The 18,110-nt window shown below is 55.8% G+C and carries 11 protein-coding genes; 6 read left to right on the top strand and 5 right to left on the bottom strand.

Annotated features, from left to right (window positions below; all coding sequences use genetic code 11):
* Positions 1-275 precede the first annotated feature (275 nt).
* Together OH491_RS05125 and OH491_RS05120 are read right to left on the bottom strand one after the other, a co-directional pair.
* Entirely contained in the window at positions 276-800 is a 525-nt protein-coding gene (locus OH491_RS05125) for a hypothetical protein (RefSeq protein ID WP_342750886.1), read from the bottom strand.
* A 28-nt stretch (positions 801-828) separates the two neighbouring features.
* Positions 829-5,916, bottom strand: coding sequence for an RHS repeat-associated core domain-containing protein (locus OH491_RS05120; RefSeq protein ID WP_342750885.1), 5,088 nt, complete (start codon positions 5,914-5,916; stop codon positions 829-831).
* Positions 5,917-6,151: 235 nt separating this feature from the next.
* Between OH491_RS05120 and OH491_RS28120 the strand changes: the two genes are divergently transcribed.
* The 3 genes from OH491_RS28120 (at position 6,152) to OH491_RS05105 (ending at position 11,006) form a co-directional block, all read left to right on the top strand.
* Complete coding sequence (locus OH491_RS28120; RefSeq protein ID WP_425429189.1) at positions 6,152-9,259, top strand: hypothetical protein; 3,108 nt, start codon at positions 6,152-6,154, stop codon at positions 9,257-9,259.
* A 118-nt stretch (positions 9,260-9,377) separates the two neighbouring features.
* The gene (locus OH491_RS05110; protein ID WP_145928594.1) at positions 9,378-10,121 is read left to right on the top strand and encodes a hypothetical protein; all 744 of its coding nucleotides are present in this window, start codon (positions 9,378-9,380) and stop codon (positions 10,119-10,121) included.
* A 177-nt stretch (positions 10,122-10,298) separates the two neighbouring features.
* Positions 10,299-11,006 carry a hypothetical protein gene (locus OH491_RS05105; protein ID WP_342750884.1) on the top strand — a complete coding sequence of 236 codons (708 nt, stop codon included), beginning with the start codon at positions 10,299-10,301 and terminating at the stop codon, positions 11,004-11,006.
* Between the two features lie 58 nt (positions 11,007-11,064).
* Here OH491_RS05105 and OH491_RS05100 read toward each other — a convergent pair whose 3' ends face one another.
* The 3 genes from OH491_RS05100 to mobF form a co-directional block, all read right to left on the bottom strand.
* The gene (locus tag OH491_RS05100; protein WP_342750883.1) at positions 11,065-11,565 is read right to left on the bottom strand and encodes a DEAD/DEAH box helicase family protein; all 501 of its coding nucleotides are present in this window, start codon (positions 11,563-11,565) and stop codon (positions 11,065-11,067) included.
* A gap of 108 nt (positions 11,566-11,673) precedes the next feature.
* Positions 11,674-12,111 carry a hypothetical protein gene (locus OH491_RS05095; protein WP_068769043.1) on the bottom strand — a complete coding sequence of 146 codons (438 nt, stop codon included), beginning with the start codon at positions 12,109-12,111 and terminating at the stop codon, positions 11,674-11,676.
* Positions 12,108-14,963, bottom strand: coding sequence for a MobF family relaxase (mobF, locus tag OH491_RS05090; RefSeq protein ID WP_068769044.1), 2,856 nt, complete (start codon positions 14,961-14,963; stop codon positions 12,108-12,110). Before mobF ends, OH491_RS05095 begins: the two co-directional genes overlap by 4 nt.
* A gap of 750 nt (positions 14,964-15,713) precedes the next feature.
* Here mobF and OH491_RS05085 point away from each other — a divergent pair.
* The 3 genes from OH491_RS05085 to OH491_RS05075 all read left to right on the top strand — a co-directional run bounded on the left by OH491_RS05085 (position 15,714) and on the right by OH491_RS05075 (position 17,757).
* Positions 15,714-16,058, top strand: coding sequence for a hypothetical protein (locus OH491_RS05085; protein WP_068769045.1), 345 nt, complete (start codon positions 15,714-15,716; stop codon positions 16,056-16,058).
* A 392-nt stretch (positions 16,059-16,450) separates the two neighbouring features.
* Positions 16,451-16,936, top strand: a complete 486-nt coding sequence (locus OH491_RS05080; protein ID WP_334319077.1) for a hypothetical protein — start codon at positions 16,451-16,453, stop codon at positions 16,934-16,936.
* The gene (locus tag OH491_RS05075; protein ID WP_068769047.1) at positions 16,933-17,757 is read left to right on the top strand and encodes an N-6 DNA methylase; all 825 of its coding nucleotides are present in this window, start codon (positions 16,933-16,935) and stop codon (positions 17,755-17,757) included. Before OH491_RS05080 ends, OH491_RS05075 begins: the two co-directional genes overlap by 4 nt.
* The last annotated feature ends 353 nt before the right edge of the window (positions 17,758-18,110 follow it).

Below are 18,110 nucleotides of genomic sequence, written 5' to 3'. Positions count from 1 at the left end.
ATGGCCGCCATGCAAATAATCTTCAAAATAATATCACAGGCGCGATTTTGACCCGGACGGGTCGAGTCTTAGCGCCTGCTACTGGGTCAATTTTAACTGCCTACTGACACAAGTGGTCTCTTTGGAAGAAGATTACCCCTATCGAGCGGTCAGGCGTGGCCAGCTTCTTCCATGTCATTCCTCTATCCTCCGTCGAAAAAGACCATCCGAGATGCTCTGATGACAATCACATACGGGAAGAATCCAATACAAAGAACACATTGGAATCCAGATACCTAACCCCTTTTTTGCCCTCCCCACTTATTTTGATTACCAGAACTCCAAAGTTTATACCAAGATCTGATATGTTCAACAGGGACATCTTCCCATGTATCCGGCACCTGAGCCGGATAAAAACCTTGCCAAAAGGCGAAAATCATTTTTTTGGCTTCTTGACTTACGGTTGCAGACGGGAGCGCTTTTGATGTATATGGAAAAACCACGCTAGCGCAGGGCTCGGTCGAATCTAGTATATTTATGAGATAAGGAATATCGTCCTTGGTGACCCAATTAAAATGATAATAATATGTCATTAATGCCGGTTTATTATTTTTTTTAAGCTCGATTAGGCATTCTATTAATTCTTTTGCCCCCCCAGTCTCCCATTGAAAATATTCTCTTGCGCCATCTGTATTCACATTAAAAGGATGGTATTTAAAATAATTTATCCTTAATTGACCAAATGCTGGAATAGTCAGAATATTCAATAACAATAGACATCCAATTGTAATGGGAATGTGGGCAATGATTTTATTAATCATAACATTGAATGCTTAATAATATATTCGATTAGGGACTGCAAGTTGGACTGTTTGGTGATGTTCGGTAATATGTTCTTAGAGTTCCATACGCAGGAGGAACGTCTGATGGAAAATGGTCCCATATGGATCCCTCTCCCCATTTTGATGTGACACGCGTTGTATTTCCATTAGAATCAACCGCCGTTACGATTCCTGAATGTCCAATCTCTGTTGGATCCAATAATCCATTCCCATTCGTATCACTCCCATAGACCACCCTGTCTCCAATTTGATTGGGCGCACTATCGGCAAGCGGTGTGGCAGAAGCAATATTGTTTGTAGGATCAAGATCCCAAAACAGCCACTTGGGATTGTATCTCAAGTCATTCAGGTCAATAGTTCCATTATGCCAAGCATAAGTATGGCAATTATAGGCTGCTGGATTATAACAGGATGGATTATACGGCCCCCCGAGTGTTGCTGTATTGGGATGCTCAAAAGGCGGCGCGTCAACTGACGTTACCGGACGTTCTTTGAATCCATCGGGATCGGTTAAATTGATCGAATTGTTATGCACATATCTATATAAATCAGAATCTTCTCCATTGAATTTTATTGGGTCACTTGCCAGCCAGCGACCTAATTTAAAGCTGTAGTATCTATTTCTATGATCATTTATATCTATGGGTTTGATATATTCTCGACCGGTAAATAATAACCGATGCTGAACAGGGAGTGAAGAATTCAACTTCCCGAAAGCGTCATACCGATTGCCCAGCATTTCTTTGTCATTCATACCATCGAGTGCAATTACACTGCCAAGCGCATCGGCCAGTGTGTAGCATAATTGAAAATTCCGCTTCGATGCTAAAATTTCATCCCCTCGGTTGCCATAAATATACTCGGAAATCCCCTTGCCTGCCACGCTGCGATCAACAAGGAGGTTCCATGACTCATCATAGGTGAGCACGAGGGACTCTGCCTCATTCAATATCCAGCCACCGCTATCGCCAAGCTTGTAATAGCGGCGGAGAATGCAGCGATTCCTTGCATCGTAAGCGAATTCGGCTTTTACCGTGGCGGACTCGACTTCAACAAGGCGGTTTTGGGCGTCGTAGCGATAGCGTTGCGTGCCGTCGTCGGTGAGGTTGCCGTTGGCATCATAGGTCAATGGTGCAGGGCCGACCCGGGTATATTGGTTGAGGTTATTGGTTTCGTAACGCTCGACGAGGACTGGCTGGCCGAGGGTGGGGGTGGCATCGGTATGCTCGATGCGGTTTCCCAAGGGGTCATAGGTGAAGGTCTCCGTGCGACCCTCGCCGTAATCGACGCCGACAAGCTGGCTGGTGGCGTCGTAACGGTAGTGGTCGGCAAAATCGTCTTCGCGGGCCATGCTTACCCGACGCCCCCGGATGTCATATTCGTAATGCGCCTTGGCGAGGAGTTGGTTTTCATTGTTAACATGGTCGATGGCCAAAACCTGACTGGCAGCATCGTAGATGTAATTAGTAACAACATCGTTGTCACGAGTAAGTCTGGCGCGACGTCCATAGGCATCGTAATCATACACAGCGAGCGGTTTTCTGTTGCCGTTATACACTTCAGTCATGCGGCCTTGGGCATCATAGCGATAGGATACTTTCAATCCATCGGGATAAAGCAGCCCAGCCTTGCGGCCTGTTTTATCGTATAGATATCCCACAGTGTGTGACAGCATTCCGGGAATGAGGGCGCGGATGTCATTCGTCTCGGAGGTGATGCGCCCCAATTTATCATAAGTATAGGTGAGCAGGGCATTGCCGTTGTTGGTGCTGGCGAGGCGTCCGGTGGCATCGTAGGTGTTGACGATATCCGGGGCGCAACCAGCGGGCGACCATATTTCGGAGACGGGTTTGTGGTCGGTGTTGTAGGCGATGGTCTTGGTCTGCCCCGCGCGGGTGGTGTGGGTGGCGAGGCGTCCGCCGAGATCGTAAGTCCAGGTTTCTTGCGAATTGTCGGGGTAGATCATCGCCGTTTTGCGGCGCATTTTATCATATTCAAAGAAATAGGTGTTGCCGTTGGCGTCGGTGAGCGTGGCCATGTCGCCAAGCGGGGTGTAAGTGTAGCGGGTGACGTGGCCGAGCTGATCGGTGTCGGCAATCACGCGGCCTGCGGCATCGTATTCCTTTCGCGTTTGCGTGCCGTCAGGATAGATTGTGGCCGTGACTTGATTGCGGGCGTTGTATTCGTGGCGCGTGATGCGGTTGAGCGCATCCGTCGCGGTCATGCGGCGACCCGCCGCATCGTAGGTAGCGCGTGTGATGGAAGCAGAGGGCGCGGGCGTCGCTTGCGACGTCCCTACAGGGGCGCTAGTCATGGCGATGACGCGGCCTGCCGCATCGTAGCCGGTTTCCATTTTCAGTCCGTCGGAAGTTATAGTCTGCGAAATTTGGCCGGCGGCAGTATAAGTCCATGTCTGGCTTGTGCCGTCTGGAAAGCGGGTGCTGATGCGGCGGTTGGCGTTGTCGTAGGTGTGGCGTGTTTCGCCGCCGACGGCATCAATCACTGAAACCAAGTTTCCGACATCATCGTAATTCCACCGCGTGGTGTTGCCCAAAGCATCGGTGGTGCGGATGCGGTGTTTGAATGAATCGTATTCGTGAGTAGTTTCCGCACCATCGGCGGTGACTGTGTAGATCAGGTTGTTGTCGGCGTCGTAAACATAGTCGGTAACGCGGCCCGAGGCATCGGTCTGGGAGAGCCTGTTGCCTTCAGCGTCATACGTCCAGGATGTCGTGCGGCCAAGGGAATCGGTGGTGGAGAGGCGGCGTTTTTCGATATCATAGGTGTGTTTGATCACGCCGCCGTCGGGGTTGGTTTGCTGGATGAGGTTATCGGCATCGTCGTAGGCATACAGCGTGACGGCTAGGTGCGCGGTGCCGACGGCAACGGAGCGCATGAGCAGGTGCCCTTCGGTATCATATAAAAACTCATCGACACGCCCATCGGGCCGTATGATGCGCGATGGGTTGGAAATGAGCGAGCAGGTGCCGCAGCCGCCGGGGGTTTCCGCATAGTCATACCGGGTGACGCCCCCATCGAAATCAGTGTGGCCTGTCAGCCGGGTGAGGTTGTCGTATTGCCAGGAGGCGGCGCGGCCAATCTCGTCGGTTTCGCCGGTCTTGCGTCCGTATTTGTCGTATGAATACACGCGCACGGAGCCATCCGGATTGACGAGCCGGGTGACGAGGCCGCGTTCATCGCGTTCCCACGTGGTGACGCGCCCAAGGGCGTCGGTCTGCGAAGTGCGCTGTCCGTAGAGATCGTAACTGTAACGAGTGGTCTGCCCAGCTGGGTCTGTCTCCGAAGCGACGAGTCCGCGTTCCGCATGGGTGTAGCGGTGCAATCCTCCCTTGCGGTCACGCTGTGTGACGACGTTGCCTTTTTTGTCCCGCTTGAATTCCTCATAGGTGCCGTCGGAATAATCCCGGCGCACGGGATGCCCAGAGGCATCGCGCTTGATCGATTCTTTGCGCGACTTGCCTGCGGGTGTGTTAACATCACTCTGACGCGCGCCTCCTTTCTTGGAATGAGAGGGTTTGTTGATCGCAACGGTGGTCTTGCTGGATTGCAGGACACGTCCCTTGGAATCGCGAGCATACTCGACAATGCGCCCACGGTTATCTTTGGTCTTGGCAATTTTCCCGGATTGGTCGCGCTCAATGTCAACCTCCAGCCCGTCGCTGCTCGTCACACGGGTGATTTTACCCTTCTTGTTTCGGGTGTATTTGACGTTCACTCCGCCGGCACTGGTCTTTTCCTCAAGCCAGCCCGTGCCTTCGTTGCTGTAGCTCCAAGTGCGTTTACGCCCAAGCGAGTCGATGCGCTCGGTGGGGCGCCCGTTGGTGGCTTCGGGCACGCGATACGTGATGCTGCGGTCATCCGTGTAGTGCACGATGCGGCGCTCCGGGTCGGCGGGATCGAACTCAAGCGTCACGTAGGCTTTGCCTGTGACGGGATTAAACTCCTCATGGATCACACCGTGCGCCGACATCGCGTGATAGCGATAACCGATATGCTTGGCTCGCCCGCCGTAGCGGGGATCGTCGGCCTCCACCAGCAGCGGGGCGCGGCCAGAAGACACAAAGTCGTATTTGTATTCGGCGTTCGTGCCATCGCCATAGTAAACGCGCGCCAGCGTGACGTATTCCTGTCCTGTCAGCGGACTGGTCATGCTTTCATAATCATACTCAACGGCACGCCCGTCGCTTGTTTCAACCCTGCTTATGCAGGGTATGCCGACATTCCGATAATAAAGCGTAATTTGATTTCCCGCTTCGTTGGAAATGTATCGCAGCAATCCGTTGCTGTCATGGTCGAAGTGTATCACCCTCCCGGTTTTGCCCGTAAGCGTGACCAACTGATAAACCCCGGCAGAGGCCAGCGAGGCGGGCGAGGACACCGGTTTGAATACCAGCGTTTTTTCCCCCACGGTGGTGATTTCCACGCAGTCGTCGATGATTCGCGCCTTTTCCTTATACCGCTCTTGGCGCGTGGCCAAGGAGCCGTCCGCCTGCCGGTGGAAGGAGCGCCGGATGCCCGAAGGATAGATGAAAAGAAAATGCTCACCCTCCGCATCGCGCCAGACTTGCAATTCATACTGCCAGTTGTGCCTCCACGCCGCCCCCTGCCCAAACGCGAGAACGAGGAGGCGGGGAATGCTGTTGTTATAGCGAATCCAATGAAGTGGTTCGCGCCCGGTCATGCTCAAGTCGGTGACTTTGCGGGTGGCATTGCCCTTGAGGGTGAAGGGATTGACCCCTTCGCAGCCGTCATCACCATTATCCGTGCCCTCATCTCCCGATGATGGACCATCCGGCCATTCGTCTTCTGGCGGCCAGTCCGGATCTTCCGGCGGATCTTCCGGCGGCCAGTCCGGCCAGTCCGGTGGTTCCGGCGGTTCATCGTCAGGTTCTGGATCTTTCTTTTCGTTAACATCAAACGGATCCATTATGATTGGATCCTCGTTTATCCCATCGCCACCAGGATGGCCGTCCATGCCTCCGTTTTCGTTGGGATCCTCCTCATTGGCGAACAGTGCGGGAGGCAACAGAAAGCAAATGAGAATTAGCGTGCAGTATTTGATCAAGGTTTTCATGACGAGGGCGGGATATGATGGGTTAAGGTGGCTTGAATTATGGTTTTTGCCTTAAAATTTTGACATTCATCTTGTTACGACGCGGGGTGACGATTCCCTGTGATTACCCGGCCATCTCGACCATGCGCAGTGCCAAAAGCGTGAATATGCCGACATTGTGTTTTCATAGGGCCAAACAGAAGTTGCTGAAATAGGGCAAGCGTCCTTATGAAGTAAAAATCAAGTCAAGTTTCGCGTGTCAAACATTATTTATGGAATTTTTATGCAGGCGCAGCTAATTTCTGGACAGAGCGATAGGAAGAGAATGCAGGTAGGAGATGCCAGCGGTGCTCGCGCCGGAAGGAAGCCAGTGAGAGGAGAGCTTCGTTGCCGGATTGGGATCCAAATTGGCCCGGACACGCTTGAAGCGGCGCTGATACCGACGGCAGGTTGCTTCAATTTCTTCGAACAAGGCCAGTTGCAGCCGGTCCCGCACTCCTGCCACTGGCCAATCGCATATTCGCCGCCGGCATGTCATGCCGCTGCCGCAGCCAAGCTCCTGCGGCAGGTACTCCCAACATATGCCCGTTTTCAATATGAATATGATGCTTGCGAGCTAGCCTCGTGGTTTCCTATCGGCATGCGCTTGCGCCTAGATTTGCCCGGCGGCAAGCCCTTGGTCTCGTCCCATAGCTCATCGCTCGACAGGAGTTTTGCCATCTGCCAGATCCATCATGATCGTCCTCTCACTTTAATCCATTCTATTGGACACGCTGAATTTATGTTTTTGACACATTCAAGGCAAATGAACAAAGAGTTTCTGGTTCTCCAAGTTTTTACAATCCCAAGCCTTGCCCACATGCTGTCCTCAAAAATAGAGATCGCAACAGAGTCACACCGTCCTGACCGGGTCGCAACCTCAAGAGTTGCCATGGGAAAAATACTGATGTTGCTAATTGCCCAAGTTATGACGATCCCAATGGTCGTCGCGGCACGCGCGGCGCAAGTGACCGTGAAGATGGACGGGAAAGCCATTTTTATCCCTGAAGTAAAACTCACCAAAAAAATAAATCCGGTAACCACATTTCTCCACATAGGCTCATGGGCGGTCAATCCCACAAAAAATGCCCAAGAATCACTGTGTGAGATTGATATGGAGAATAATGTAATACTCATCCAATCTTCTGAAAAACTACTGGAACATTCCAAGGCAATCGTGCTTACCCAGAACAATGCGAACACATTTCTGGACAGGGTATCCTGGGACGAGCAACAAGCGACGCACATCGCTTTCAAGGCGATGTCGGGCAGACGCCAGCCTGCGGTGGTGGAGGTATATGCCGACTCCGATACAGCTTTGTTTCATAATGGAAAGCTGGCCGGCATTGTAACCGCAGGCAATGTCCTTGCCTCAGGGGGGCGCGGGTATTTCCCGGTAATGTTGGAAGCAGGGCAGAACATCATAAATATAAAACAATCCTCGATCAGAGGAAAACCTCAGATACACGCAACCATTTTCCTTGACCATTCACGTGACTTGATAGCTGCGTGGCAGTCGCAAGGCGGATTGCTGACAAAACTCATCTATAGGTCAAGAAGTCATGCCGATATCCCCACCTTCGGCTGGAGCCAGCATTTGGGCAATTTTTCCGTCTCGCTCGAAATACGGGATGTGTTCACAAACAGCGTTATTACCCGGAATGGCTCCGTGCGACGGGGCAGGATATTCAACAATGAGGATGCAAGCCTTGCCCGTGGAATTTATGAGGCCGTCTATCAGGCCGGCAACGAACGCGCCTCGGAATTCTTCGTAGTAGGAAACCCCAGAGAATTGTTTGGGGAATTGCGGGACAAATTATTGGAATACAACATTGATTCACAAGCGAAACTTGATATCGATGCGCAACTGCGCCGAGCGCGGATTTTGCTGGCGGAGGGTAATTATGATATATCCAACAGGGAGTGGCAGAAAAAGGCTGTGTATACTTTAGGATGCCTTGCCTCGTTCAAACGCATGCTGGAGGAGGGCGCGTCAAGCATAACAAAAGACCAGCCGGGTCTTCATATAAGGAGTTTTGCCTCCAAGGCCGACAATTCCCGTCAATTTTACCGGCTTTTTGTCCCGTCAAATTACCATCCTGGCATTCCGATGCCCCTGCTTGTGGTGGTGGCCGCCAGAATTGTCGAAAAAGAGCGCCCATTTATTGAAGGCCCCATCATTGAGAATCATCAAGAAGCGCTGCTTTGGTCCAAATATGCAGAAAAACATGGATTTGCCGTGCTGTGGCCCGGGTATAAAAATGCTCCCGAGGGATACACCTACGAATCCATGCACATTGATGAGGCCATCCAAGTGGTCGAAAAAGACTATAATATTGACAAACATCGAATCAGCGTGTTCGGAACCTGCGGCGCGGGTTATAATGCCGGACGGCTGGTTTCGGAATATGATAATCGCTTTGCCGCCATCGTTTATGACCGGGCCGTTTTTGAGCGCAGTCTGTCCAAAATAGAGTTTTCTCCATCGTTGATGACATGGTATAATACAATCAATCCAAGCCGCCATGTAATAGAAAATCGAAATTTGAAGATATTTGTGATGCATGACAGCACCAAAGGTCCGGGACATGGGGAGATGGAACTTACGACCCAATTTCTCGACAAAGCCGGTGAAACACGAGACGATGTTGTCTCTTATCTAAGCAAACAGTCCATGGGAGCGGCTCGCATGGAGATGACATTTTCCTGGCTGGCTTCATGCAGGAATGAAAATCCCAACAACGAAAGGTCTCATTTTTTGGCAAAGGCAGGCTATACAGGCCCGATTTCGGAAGCTTTCGCCACGCCGGTCATCGTCGTCGAGGGAACCCATGGGCGTGAGTCTGAACTGAAAAACATTCAAAATATCGGCGAATCTATAAGCGCTGATTACAAGCGGTATTTCCACGGCGCTGAATGTGCGGTCAAAAAAGATCACGAAGTGAGCCAGCAAGACATTGAAACGCATACTCTGGTTTTAATTGGAAACCCCAGAAACAACAGCGTATGGGCAAAATTGCGCCCGGATATTCCCTTGGAAGTGACGCCTTCAAGGGTTTTGTATAATGATCGCGTTCTGACAAATATTCATGCGTTTGAGATCATCGAGCGCCACCCATACGCAGCGGACAAATACATCCTGATGATTGGAGCCGGAGATTTGCGGCATCTGCAAGGGATCCCGACAGCCAATCTTTTTAATGCATGGTATGATGGTGTTATTTTAGCGTCCCCCCGCAAAATCATCAGTAAGCTGAGCGCCCCGCATGACGAAACAAATCAGTTTGCAATGCCACATGCCGGGGCAGTCATTAAAATGGAATAACAGTTGCCGGATTCCCTGTTGCAGGCTCCCTAAAAAATTGCCCTTCGCATTCACCAAAACAATTTTCCATAAAATCATACTTAAAAAACCTCGCCTCGTTTAGACCAAATACAAAACCATGAATATCATAACAAAAATAATATTCTCACTCACCATCCCGGCGGCTGGAATTGCGTTTCTGGCATCCTGCGGAAAAGTTCCAGACTCACAGGAGTCAAAAAAGGAGGAAAAGGCATCCTCAACAGCCAACGCCGATAACAACGTCCCCGGGGGACAAGGCTCCCTGAATGCCGTCAGGGACGGCCAATACGCCAACCTCAACTGGCACATCGAAGCGCGCGAAGGCAAAATCAAACAAATTGTCATTATGAGAAATGCGACAGGGATACGACATAATATGAGAAGGGTGGGCGAATTGGAGCCTACTGCGACCAGTTTCAGGGATTGTCTGCCCGATGAGAATTCCCATTGGTATTGGCTGAGGCTTGAGATTGAAAACCAGAAATTTCAGTATGTCGGCCCGGCCAGGGTAAGTCCCGACAGGGCAGGATCGTCCAATTACATCAATATGGAGGACGAATACAAAGTGACTATCACCAGAACTGATGACCTCGCCACGCTCCATTGGGACTTTCCCAAAGATGAATATAAAACAATAAGAGTCATCCGCTATCCGCGCAGTGTGGCGGAACCGTACGCAAAAGGAAATACTCATGTGGTGACAACATTGGAATGGAAATCGCAATGCACCGACGCGCTGCCGGATCCTAATTCTGATTATTGGTATTGGTTCCGGATCACCCTGAAATCAGGCGTTATTACCTATAAAGGTCCCGTTAAAGCGGAATACGCCAGCCAATGAGCCCATTTATGCAAATTGGAAAGCGATTTATCGCGAAATTGGACGATACCAGCCGCAGTACACTATTTTTATAGTGCTATTCACCAGTCTAATACATCTGCGTCCATTCACAGTTTAAAGATACTTCATCAATCAAGCAGCATTGCCAACATAAACAACCCAATTCGCGCAGAGCCCATGAAAAAACACAACGCTATTGTCATTCTCGGATTTGTCATGATCCTGCTCAATGCGTCCTGCTCCAAGGAGTCGAGCATGGCCGGGGCTAAAAATAATGCCGGCATTCAGAAAGCAGCCAACTTGCCGGATGCCAATGAAATATTCTCTTTGAGTAGAAACGGGGAGATTGTGACGGTCAACGTCAAGATCGACTTTGCCCCCTGCAAGCGGGTCGAATTGCTAAGAAATACCACGGGAGTGCCGATAAGAAGAAGCCTAGCGGCCAGGGTAAATCCCGATGTTTTGGTTTTTAAGGATATTCTCCCTGATGCCAAACCTTATTGGTATTGGCTGCAAGTGGTCCCTATCAAGGGGAAGTCACAATTCTTTGGCCCGATACGGGTTGGCGCTGATTCCGATAATACAGGAAAATACGTTGATGTCGCAAAAATATACAAATGGACACTGACAAGGACGGACGCGAAGGCAACCTTTGTCTGGGGCTTTCCGTCCGACGATTTTAAATCCATGGAAATCCTGCGCAAAACTAATATCAATGATTACAGCAAGCGCAAATCCGTTTTCATGACCAAGGAAAGTGCCGGTGACACGGTTGATCATTTGACTGATCCCGATGCTGATTACTGGTATTGGATCGAGATCACACTCGGCAATGGAAGAGTTATTACACAAGGCCCAGTCAAAGCCGAGTTTTCCACGGAATGAATTGTCATCAAAGATGAAGTAATTTGTTAGTTGCTCTGTCTTTGTATCATCCTTGATGTCACTCTGGCGCTTTGCCGTTCGGGCAAGGCGGCGACATCGCACACGTCCTTGGCCTTCGCCAAAAAAGGCGGGCTCGGGTCCTCAAGGTAATTAAACGTGTGCGGGGGCTCCCAATCCGCAGGCGCGCCGTCCGGTCGCACTTGCCGCCCCAGCGCGGGCAATTTTTCGAGACCTGCCAGAGCATGGCGTTGATAGCCGAAAGCGTTTTGCCCGAACCCGTCTCGCCCGTGACCAACCAGCCCCGGCAAAAGTCATTCAACGACCACGAGAATCCGCCCAGAGTCAGAACCGGCTTCGCGCGCGAACGCCCGCGCGCCGCCATCACGCCGCACGCCACCTGCCAGACGGCAAACGCGCCGCACGCCACCTGCCAGACGGCAAACGCGCCGAACACTGCCGACATCGCCAGCGCCGCGCCCGGCGACATGCCGGCGCGCCGTGCGAAAAACGTGCAGCCAAGACTCACGATGGCGAGAAGGAGATGAAACAGCATGGTCATGAATACACCACCGCGCGCATTCATTGCGCGCAGCCCCGCCACCATGCTTAAAAACGCCTCCGCTTGTCTTGGACATTCCGACCATTTTTGAGGACAAAAAGGCCAAAATCACCCCGCCTTTACTTCAATCTGCACAATCACAGGGCCATCCCCGGTGGCGGCGCGGAACTTTTCCGCGATCTCATCGAGTTTGCGCAACCGCGCCGCCTCGATGGCATCGACAAGGCCGACAAGTTCGCGCCCGTGCAGGATGACTTCATGGCGCAAAAAAGCCAAACGCAGGCGTTCGCCCCGCCCGGCGTTGCCGTCGGCGGAAGAGCCATCCGGGTCATGACTCGCGCCGTGGAAACAGGTCCACGGCAGCAGCCAGCATTGCCCGTTCGTTTTGGTGATTCGCAGGCATGATGGCGCGCTGGCCGGCGGCGCGGCGACCGCTCCGGTTTCACCGGCTCGCGCCGGGGCGGTGGCATCCGCGCTGCCGCCGACATCGGCGTGCGCGTTTCTCGCCGCGCGGCGGCGTTCGATTTCTTCCCTAAGTTTACTCATAAACTGATTCCTCGCGATTGTTCCTGTTGCGGTTGTTGTTGATGTTGCGGAGGCGGCACCCACTGGCGGACGGACTCGCACAGGCGTTCGTGCGCTTTCAAAGACAACTGGTGCTGAAACGCCTCCAAAAGCAACTCTTCGCGGACGGCCTTGACCGTCGCCTCGTCGGGTTTGACGGACAGCGCCAGTTCGCGGTCGGACTCGCGCTCGACGTTCAGCCGCAGCGCCTCCTTGTCACTGGTGAACACGACGATCTTTTGCCGCGCCCGCGATATGCCCACATACCATTGCTGGCGGCTCATCATAGATGCTTGTTCGCCGTCATGGGCGACGAGCACGGTATCAACCGTCTTGCCCTGCGAGGCATAGGTTGTAACCGCGTAGCCGCGCACAAACATCCGCTGCGACGGCGCGAGCGTCTTCGTGACCCCGGCGTCATCGCGCACGCGGATGCGCCCGTCCTTCATCACGCGCCGCACCGTGACCAGTTCGCCGTTGCGAACGGCCTCACCCTCGATGGATTTTCCATTGAACTTCATCTGCAAACGGTCGCCCCGCGCCAGTTCCAATTCATGCGTCCTGGTGACGACAAAGCGGTCCGCGCATTTGTAGCTCACGGTCGTGGCGCGCCCGTCCTTGCGCAGGGTCACGCCATGTTCACCGGCACCGGCGATCTCGCACCAATCGCCCCGCTTGAAACGTCCGTAGCCGCGAATGAACAAAACCCCCGCATCCGGCGTGTAGAAGCGCGCATCGCGCTTTTGCGCGTCGCTCAAGTCCGCCGACTGCCACGATGCCACCGGCTTGCCCGCGCCCCTCCCGCCCAGTTTTCTGGTTTCACGCAAACGCGCGCGGATGGCATCGTTGGCCGCGTGCACGTCGTCCCAAGTCTGCGCGACGGCGAGCACCTGTTCCTTGCGACCCAGCGCCTCGCAGTATTCGCGGGCCAGTTCCGTCATGCGCTCGCCGGCATCCAATTCACGGATGCACCCCATCGCATCCAGCTTGTCGAATGAAGCCGCCAGCCGGCCCTCCGCCGCCGCCTTCACCGCCGAGCGGTATTTTCGCACAAACGCCTTTTCCTCCCGCGACGCCACCGCATCCGGGTTCTGTCTCCTGATTGCCTCCAGGCGCACCGTCTGCAAACTCGTGTGCTCTTCGATGGCGCGCAACGCATCCGAGGCCGCGACCGCGCCCTGCTGCCGCGTGTCGCCCGACAAAATCAGCCTCCCGCCGCAAGCCCGCACCCGCTCGATCAACGCGCGCATGTCGCGTCCGCCGATCTGCCCGGCCTCATCGACAATCACGACCGCGCCTCGCGGCAGCCGCCCTTCCACGCCTCCCGCCTCTCCCGCCCCGCCCGCGAGCAGGCTCGCCAGCGTGCGCGCCGGGGCCAGTCCATCGCGCCGCAAGTCCGCCGCCTGCTGATGTTGCGGGGCCAGCACGACCACCGGGTGCCGCGCCGCCTCCAAGCCGCGAACAACCTCGCGCAGGGCGAAACTTTTCCCGCTGCCCGCCGCCCCCTGAAACACCGTGATCAAATCGCGGCTGCGCAAAATGCGCGACACCGCCGCGCGCTGCTCCGCCGAAAGCGACGGCGACGGTTGGTGCGCCGCATTGAGCGCGTCGCGGCTGCGCACCCCGTCCTGCGCGGCAACCACGATGGCAAATTCGCAGGACAGCGCCTCGCGGTTGGTCAGCTTGCGCGACTTCGCATCGAGGATGTAATCGCGCTTCGCCATCTCGTTTTCCAAGTCCTCCAAGGAAAAGTTTTGGCCGCGCCCACGGGCCAGCGCCGCCGACATCAACTCGTAGTCGCCGACCACCGAGCGGCGCTCAAACAGATGCGCGTCCGCCCACGTGACAAATCCGGGCAGCCCGCATTTTTCCGAAACCACCGACGGCAGCGGCGGCGGCAGGCGCGCCGGTTCCAGCTTGGCCAGCGCCTCATGCTCGGAGGCGGGCATTTCCGAGGCCCAGCGCGGACGCAGTTTTTCCGCGCACGCGCTTTTGATTTTGCGCCGCCGCTTGTCCTGCGCGACCTGCGCGCGCAGCGCCTTTTCGTTCCCGCGCAGCCCCTCCGTTTCGATGCGTTTTTTCGTCTCCGCATCAATCTGCTGATGCCGCTTGGAAAACCGGGCAACCACGCTCTCCGGCACCCCCTGAATCTCAAACCCAGTTGGCGTGTTGACGATTTCGTAGCCGAGATTGCGGAGTCCCTTCGCCAGCTCATGGTAGTAAAGATTCTCGGCAAATTTTTGCGCCCGATACATGCCCGTCGCGTGAAGCGCCTTCCACTTTTCCTCCACAAAATCGTAGGTCGCGTTGAACACCACGCAATGCGTGTGCAGATGCGGATCGAGTTCGCGGCTGGTGTCGTGCCGGAACAGCGCGGCGGCAATGCCGCCGGTCACGCGTTCGCCGTTTTCGCCGTCCTTGCGCACCCGCGTTTCGGCGAACTTTTCCAGTTCATCGACCATCACGCGGACAGCCCGGTCATGGAGCTCGATAATCCGGGCATCCTGATACAGAGCGACCACCGAGACCGACTTCGGTGGGCTGACCACAAAATCGTAAAAAACGCGCCGGTTCGACACCGTGCGCCCGCCCTCGCGACGGGTCGTGTTGCGCCGCATCGTCAAGCCTTGTCCGGTTTCCGGGTGCTGGCCCTCGCACATCGCCAAAAAACTTTTTTCGTCCACGATGCCGTCGAGCCCGAGCATGGACGCGGCGACCCCGCGCCACTCGCCGCGCACCACATGGCCGTCCATGTAGTAATCCCCCGTCGCCAGATGCTCGCGAAAATACCCCTCCGCGTTGGACAAATTCAGTTGCGGCTTGGCCGTCAGCATGGCAGCACCTCCCTCGCGACGCGCGCGCGAAGAATGCGGACAGGCCGCGCCCACCCGGAACGCACCTGCGTTCTTTTTGAGCACCACGCATCTCCCCTTGCGCTCAGGCGCAATGATTTTTTCAGGGCTTTCACGGACCGCAGCCTACCGGAGGCGCGTGAAAAGAAATAGGGGCGGTATCCACATTCCAAATACCCGGATTTTCCGGCGACGCGTGCGCGGCGCACGGGCGCGCCCGCACGACGCCTGTCCGCACCGCCCGACCTTCACGAAATCGCGCCGCGCCCCCGCGTGCCTTGTGGCGCGGCGCGACCTCGTGAGGCGCGGAGACGCACCGGCGCACGGACGGGGAGCCAGAACGTCGGCGGGCGGCGGCGGGGAATCGGGGCTCGCGCGCCGCCGGTGAAGCGGTGCCCTCTTTTTTTGCGCGCCTCCGCCCGCCGCCGTCCATGCTCCCTTGGCGCGGGAAAACACTCCGCACTTTGCTCTGCCGGAAATGCGGACAGCCGCTGCGTGACATGCCACCGGGCGCGGTAAAATTGCCCTGTCCGCTGTTCCGCCAAAGTCTGCCACATCGGTCAATGTGTTCTCGCCCTCGCAGGCTCGGGCTGCGCTCCACACCGCCCGTCTGCGCGGGGCGCAGCCGGGCTTTGACTCGATGTGCGTCCGGGGCGGACGAGATCGGGCAGGCCGTCATGAATACCCCGGCACGTCGCCGGGAACGGACCGCGCCTGATTTCATTTCCGAACATGAACGACCTCGCTCAAAAAACACGCGGCATCGAAAAAGCCGAGCGCACCCAAGCTATCGCATACCTGAGAAAATTCCTGAAGGAGGGCGACACCGTTTACGTCTTCCTTCGCGGCATCAGCAAGAGCGGCATGAGCCGCTGCATTGACTTATACGCAATCGTGCACGGAAGGCCCTGCCGCCTCACGTGGAGCGCCGCCATCGCATTGCGCAAACCCTACGACAAAAAGCGCGAGGCGCTTCGCATGGAGGGCGGCGGCACATGCGTGGCGTTTGAAGCGGTCTATAACCTCGCATGGGCACTCTTCAACAACCCGGTCACCCTCAGCCATCAGTGGCTTTGAGGGCGCGGCGCACGACAAAACGCCGCATGCGGCGGCCGCCCGGAACCACCGCGTTTTATCCGGGCAACCGCGCGCAGGTAATCTCACCGGACGGACGCGAGCCCGTATTTTATATTTGGATACAATCGTGAAAATCGCACTCGAAAAAACTGCTCCGCGCACCCGCTCGTCCCACCGGCACTTCGCTTAATACCCTTGCCTGCTGCGTGTTCCGCCATTGTGCCACACCCGTCAATGTAGAGCTCGCTGGCGCTCGCCTCCACACCGGACGCCTCCGCATCCGCTCCGGCGTCCTTTGACTGGGTGTGCCCTTGGAACGGCGTGAATCGGGCAAGGCCGAGACAATCCGGCATGTCGCCGGAAGCGGACTGCGCCTGATTCCGCCAAATCACATGACAACCGAAACGACCTGCGTGTTGGAAACACTCCACCTGCCCCAAGGCCGCAAGCGCGCCTCCATTCACCGGGAGCTTCTCCACCACATCGAGACCGGCGAAACCATGCTCTTCCGAGTCCTGCGCGGTTACATAGGCGCAGCGCTCCGCGCATCCAGCGACGACACCGGCGCTCCGCTTGACCGCGACCACGGCATCACCGACCTCACGGTCGAATCGCTTGCCAGCGCATGGATCGAATGCTCGCAATTCTGCCGCGAATGCGCCTGGCACCTGTCCTACCTCGACGACGAGCGCAACGGCCACGACTTCTGGCTCACCCGCAACCACCACGGCGGCTATTTGGACGAGTCCGTGAACGACGAGCCTGCCGAGTTCGCCATGCAGCAACTCGCCCGCGCCGGCGAGTCCTTCGGCGAGGTCGATCTCTACATCGGCGACGACCGCAAACTGCACTTCAGCAACGAAAGCCGTGTCGCATGAAAACGAGTCAAACCCCGACCTTCCGTCCGTTGCTCGAACAACTCATCCGCCGCCACGACGCGCACACGGTGTTCACGGCATTCGCATCTTTGGCCGCTTGCGCGCTCGCGCACGGCACCCGAGAGGCCGAATACCTCGAAGAGGCCAAGCACTGGAACAGGGACGAACTGGAAATTTTCAGCCACGCCCTTGCCGCACTGGTCATGGAAATGGAGGCCCAGCCCTTCACCGACCTGCTCGGAGGCCACTACATGGACTTGGCCCTCTCCCATAAGGGACAGCAATGGAATGGAGAGTTTCACACCCCGCAGCACATCTGCGAAATGATCGCCCAAATGATTGCCGGTGACTCATCGCTGCCGGCAGAAGGCCCCGTCACGCTCTGCGAACCGGCCTGCGGCGCGGGAGCGATGATTCTGGCCTTTGCCAAGGCGCTCTCACCGGAGAACCGCCGCCGCTTGCGGGTCACCGCCATCGACATCAGCAAGACCGCCTGTGACATGTGCTTCATCAACGCGACCCTCTGGGGAATCCCTGCCGAGGTCATCCACGGGAACACCCTCTCGATGAAGTTCTTCGCCTCATGGCGGAACATCCACTGGATTTTCCGGGGACGCTTGCACCTCTTCGCCGGACTTGCCGCCGGGCAAAATCAGACAGATGCGCCGCAAACCGAAACCGGAAACGGAAATGAACCGGTGATGCCGCTCGCAACCGCTCTCATCGCATCCGCTGCCGAGCAACAGGGACAACCGCCCGCGCCAGAGAAAACCGAGCAAATCAAAGCCGCACTTGGACAGCAAATGTTCGACTTCGCGTGACTTCAGTTCGGGAGACCAAAGAAGAGCGAGGGGGAATCTGCCACAGGGACACTTTGCTGATGTTTCCCTTGCGGGATGGCCGACTTTGCGGATGGGGAATTTCCTCACACCGCGCCCCGTTGCCGAGCATGGTGTCGCGGGCAAGGTCCGCTTCGCTCTCCACCTTGCCCGCGACACCCAATCTGGCAACTATTGGGGCGCGGAGGTTCGCTGGCCGCTGCCAGCACAAAGAGAACACGGCAGACGCCTCGTGACCGCGACCCGCGCAGGACTGGCGTTGCCAGCCCACAGGCTTGCGCGCCTCTTTTGGCTGGCAGGTGTTTCCGCCCTTTCCGCCTGCCCGTCCATGCAAT

This window comes from Termitidicoccus mucosus (assembly GCF_038725785.1).
In the GTDB taxonomy this organism is placed as follows: Bacteria; Verrucomicrobiota; Verrucomicrobiia; order Opitutales; family Opitutaceae; genus Termitidicoccus; species Termitidicoccus mucosus.
This window is presented reverse-complemented; position numbering and strand designations above follow the sequence as displayed.

Excerpts from the sequence above, each read along its gene's own strand:
- OH491_RS05125 (WP_342750886.1), bottom strand. The coding sequence starts at position 800 with ATGATTAATAAAATCATTGCCCACATTCCCATTACAATTGGATGTCTA.
- OH491_RS05120 (WP_342750885.1), bottom strand. The coding sequence starts at position 5,916 with ATGAAAACCTTGATCAAATACTGCACGCTAATTCTCATTTGCTTTCTG.
- OH491_RS05110 (WP_145928594.1), top strand. The coding sequence starts at position 9,378 with ATGAATATCATAACAAAAATAATATTCTCACTCACCATCCCGGCGGCT.
- OH491_RS05105 (WP_342750884.1), top strand. The coding sequence starts at position 10,299 with ATGAAAAAACACAACGCTATTGTCATTCTCGGATTTGTCATGATCCTG.
- OH491_RS05100 (WP_342750883.1), bottom strand. The coding sequence starts at position 11,565 with ATGACCATGCTGTTTCATCTCCTTCTCGCCATCGTGAGTCTTGGCTGC.
- OH491_RS05095 (WP_068769043.1), bottom strand. The coding sequence starts at position 12,111 with ATGAGTAAACTTAGGGAAGAAATCGAACGCCGCCGCGCGGCGAGAAAC.
- mobF (WP_068769044.1), bottom strand. The coding sequence starts at position 14,963 with ATGCTGACGGCCAAGCCGCAACTGAATTTGTCCAACGCGGAGGGGTAT.
- OH491_RS05085 (WP_068769045.1), top strand. The coding sequence starts at position 15,714 with ATGAACGACCTCGCTCAAAAAACACGCGGCATCGAAAAAGCCGAGCGC.
- OH491_RS05080 (WP_334319077.1), top strand. The coding sequence starts at position 16,451 with ATGACAACCGAAACGACCTGCGTGTTGGAAACACTCCACCTGCCCCAA.
- OH491_RS05075 (WP_068769047.1), top strand. The coding sequence starts at position 16,933 with ATGAAAACGAGTCAAACCCCGACCTTCCGTCCGTTGCTCGAACAACTC.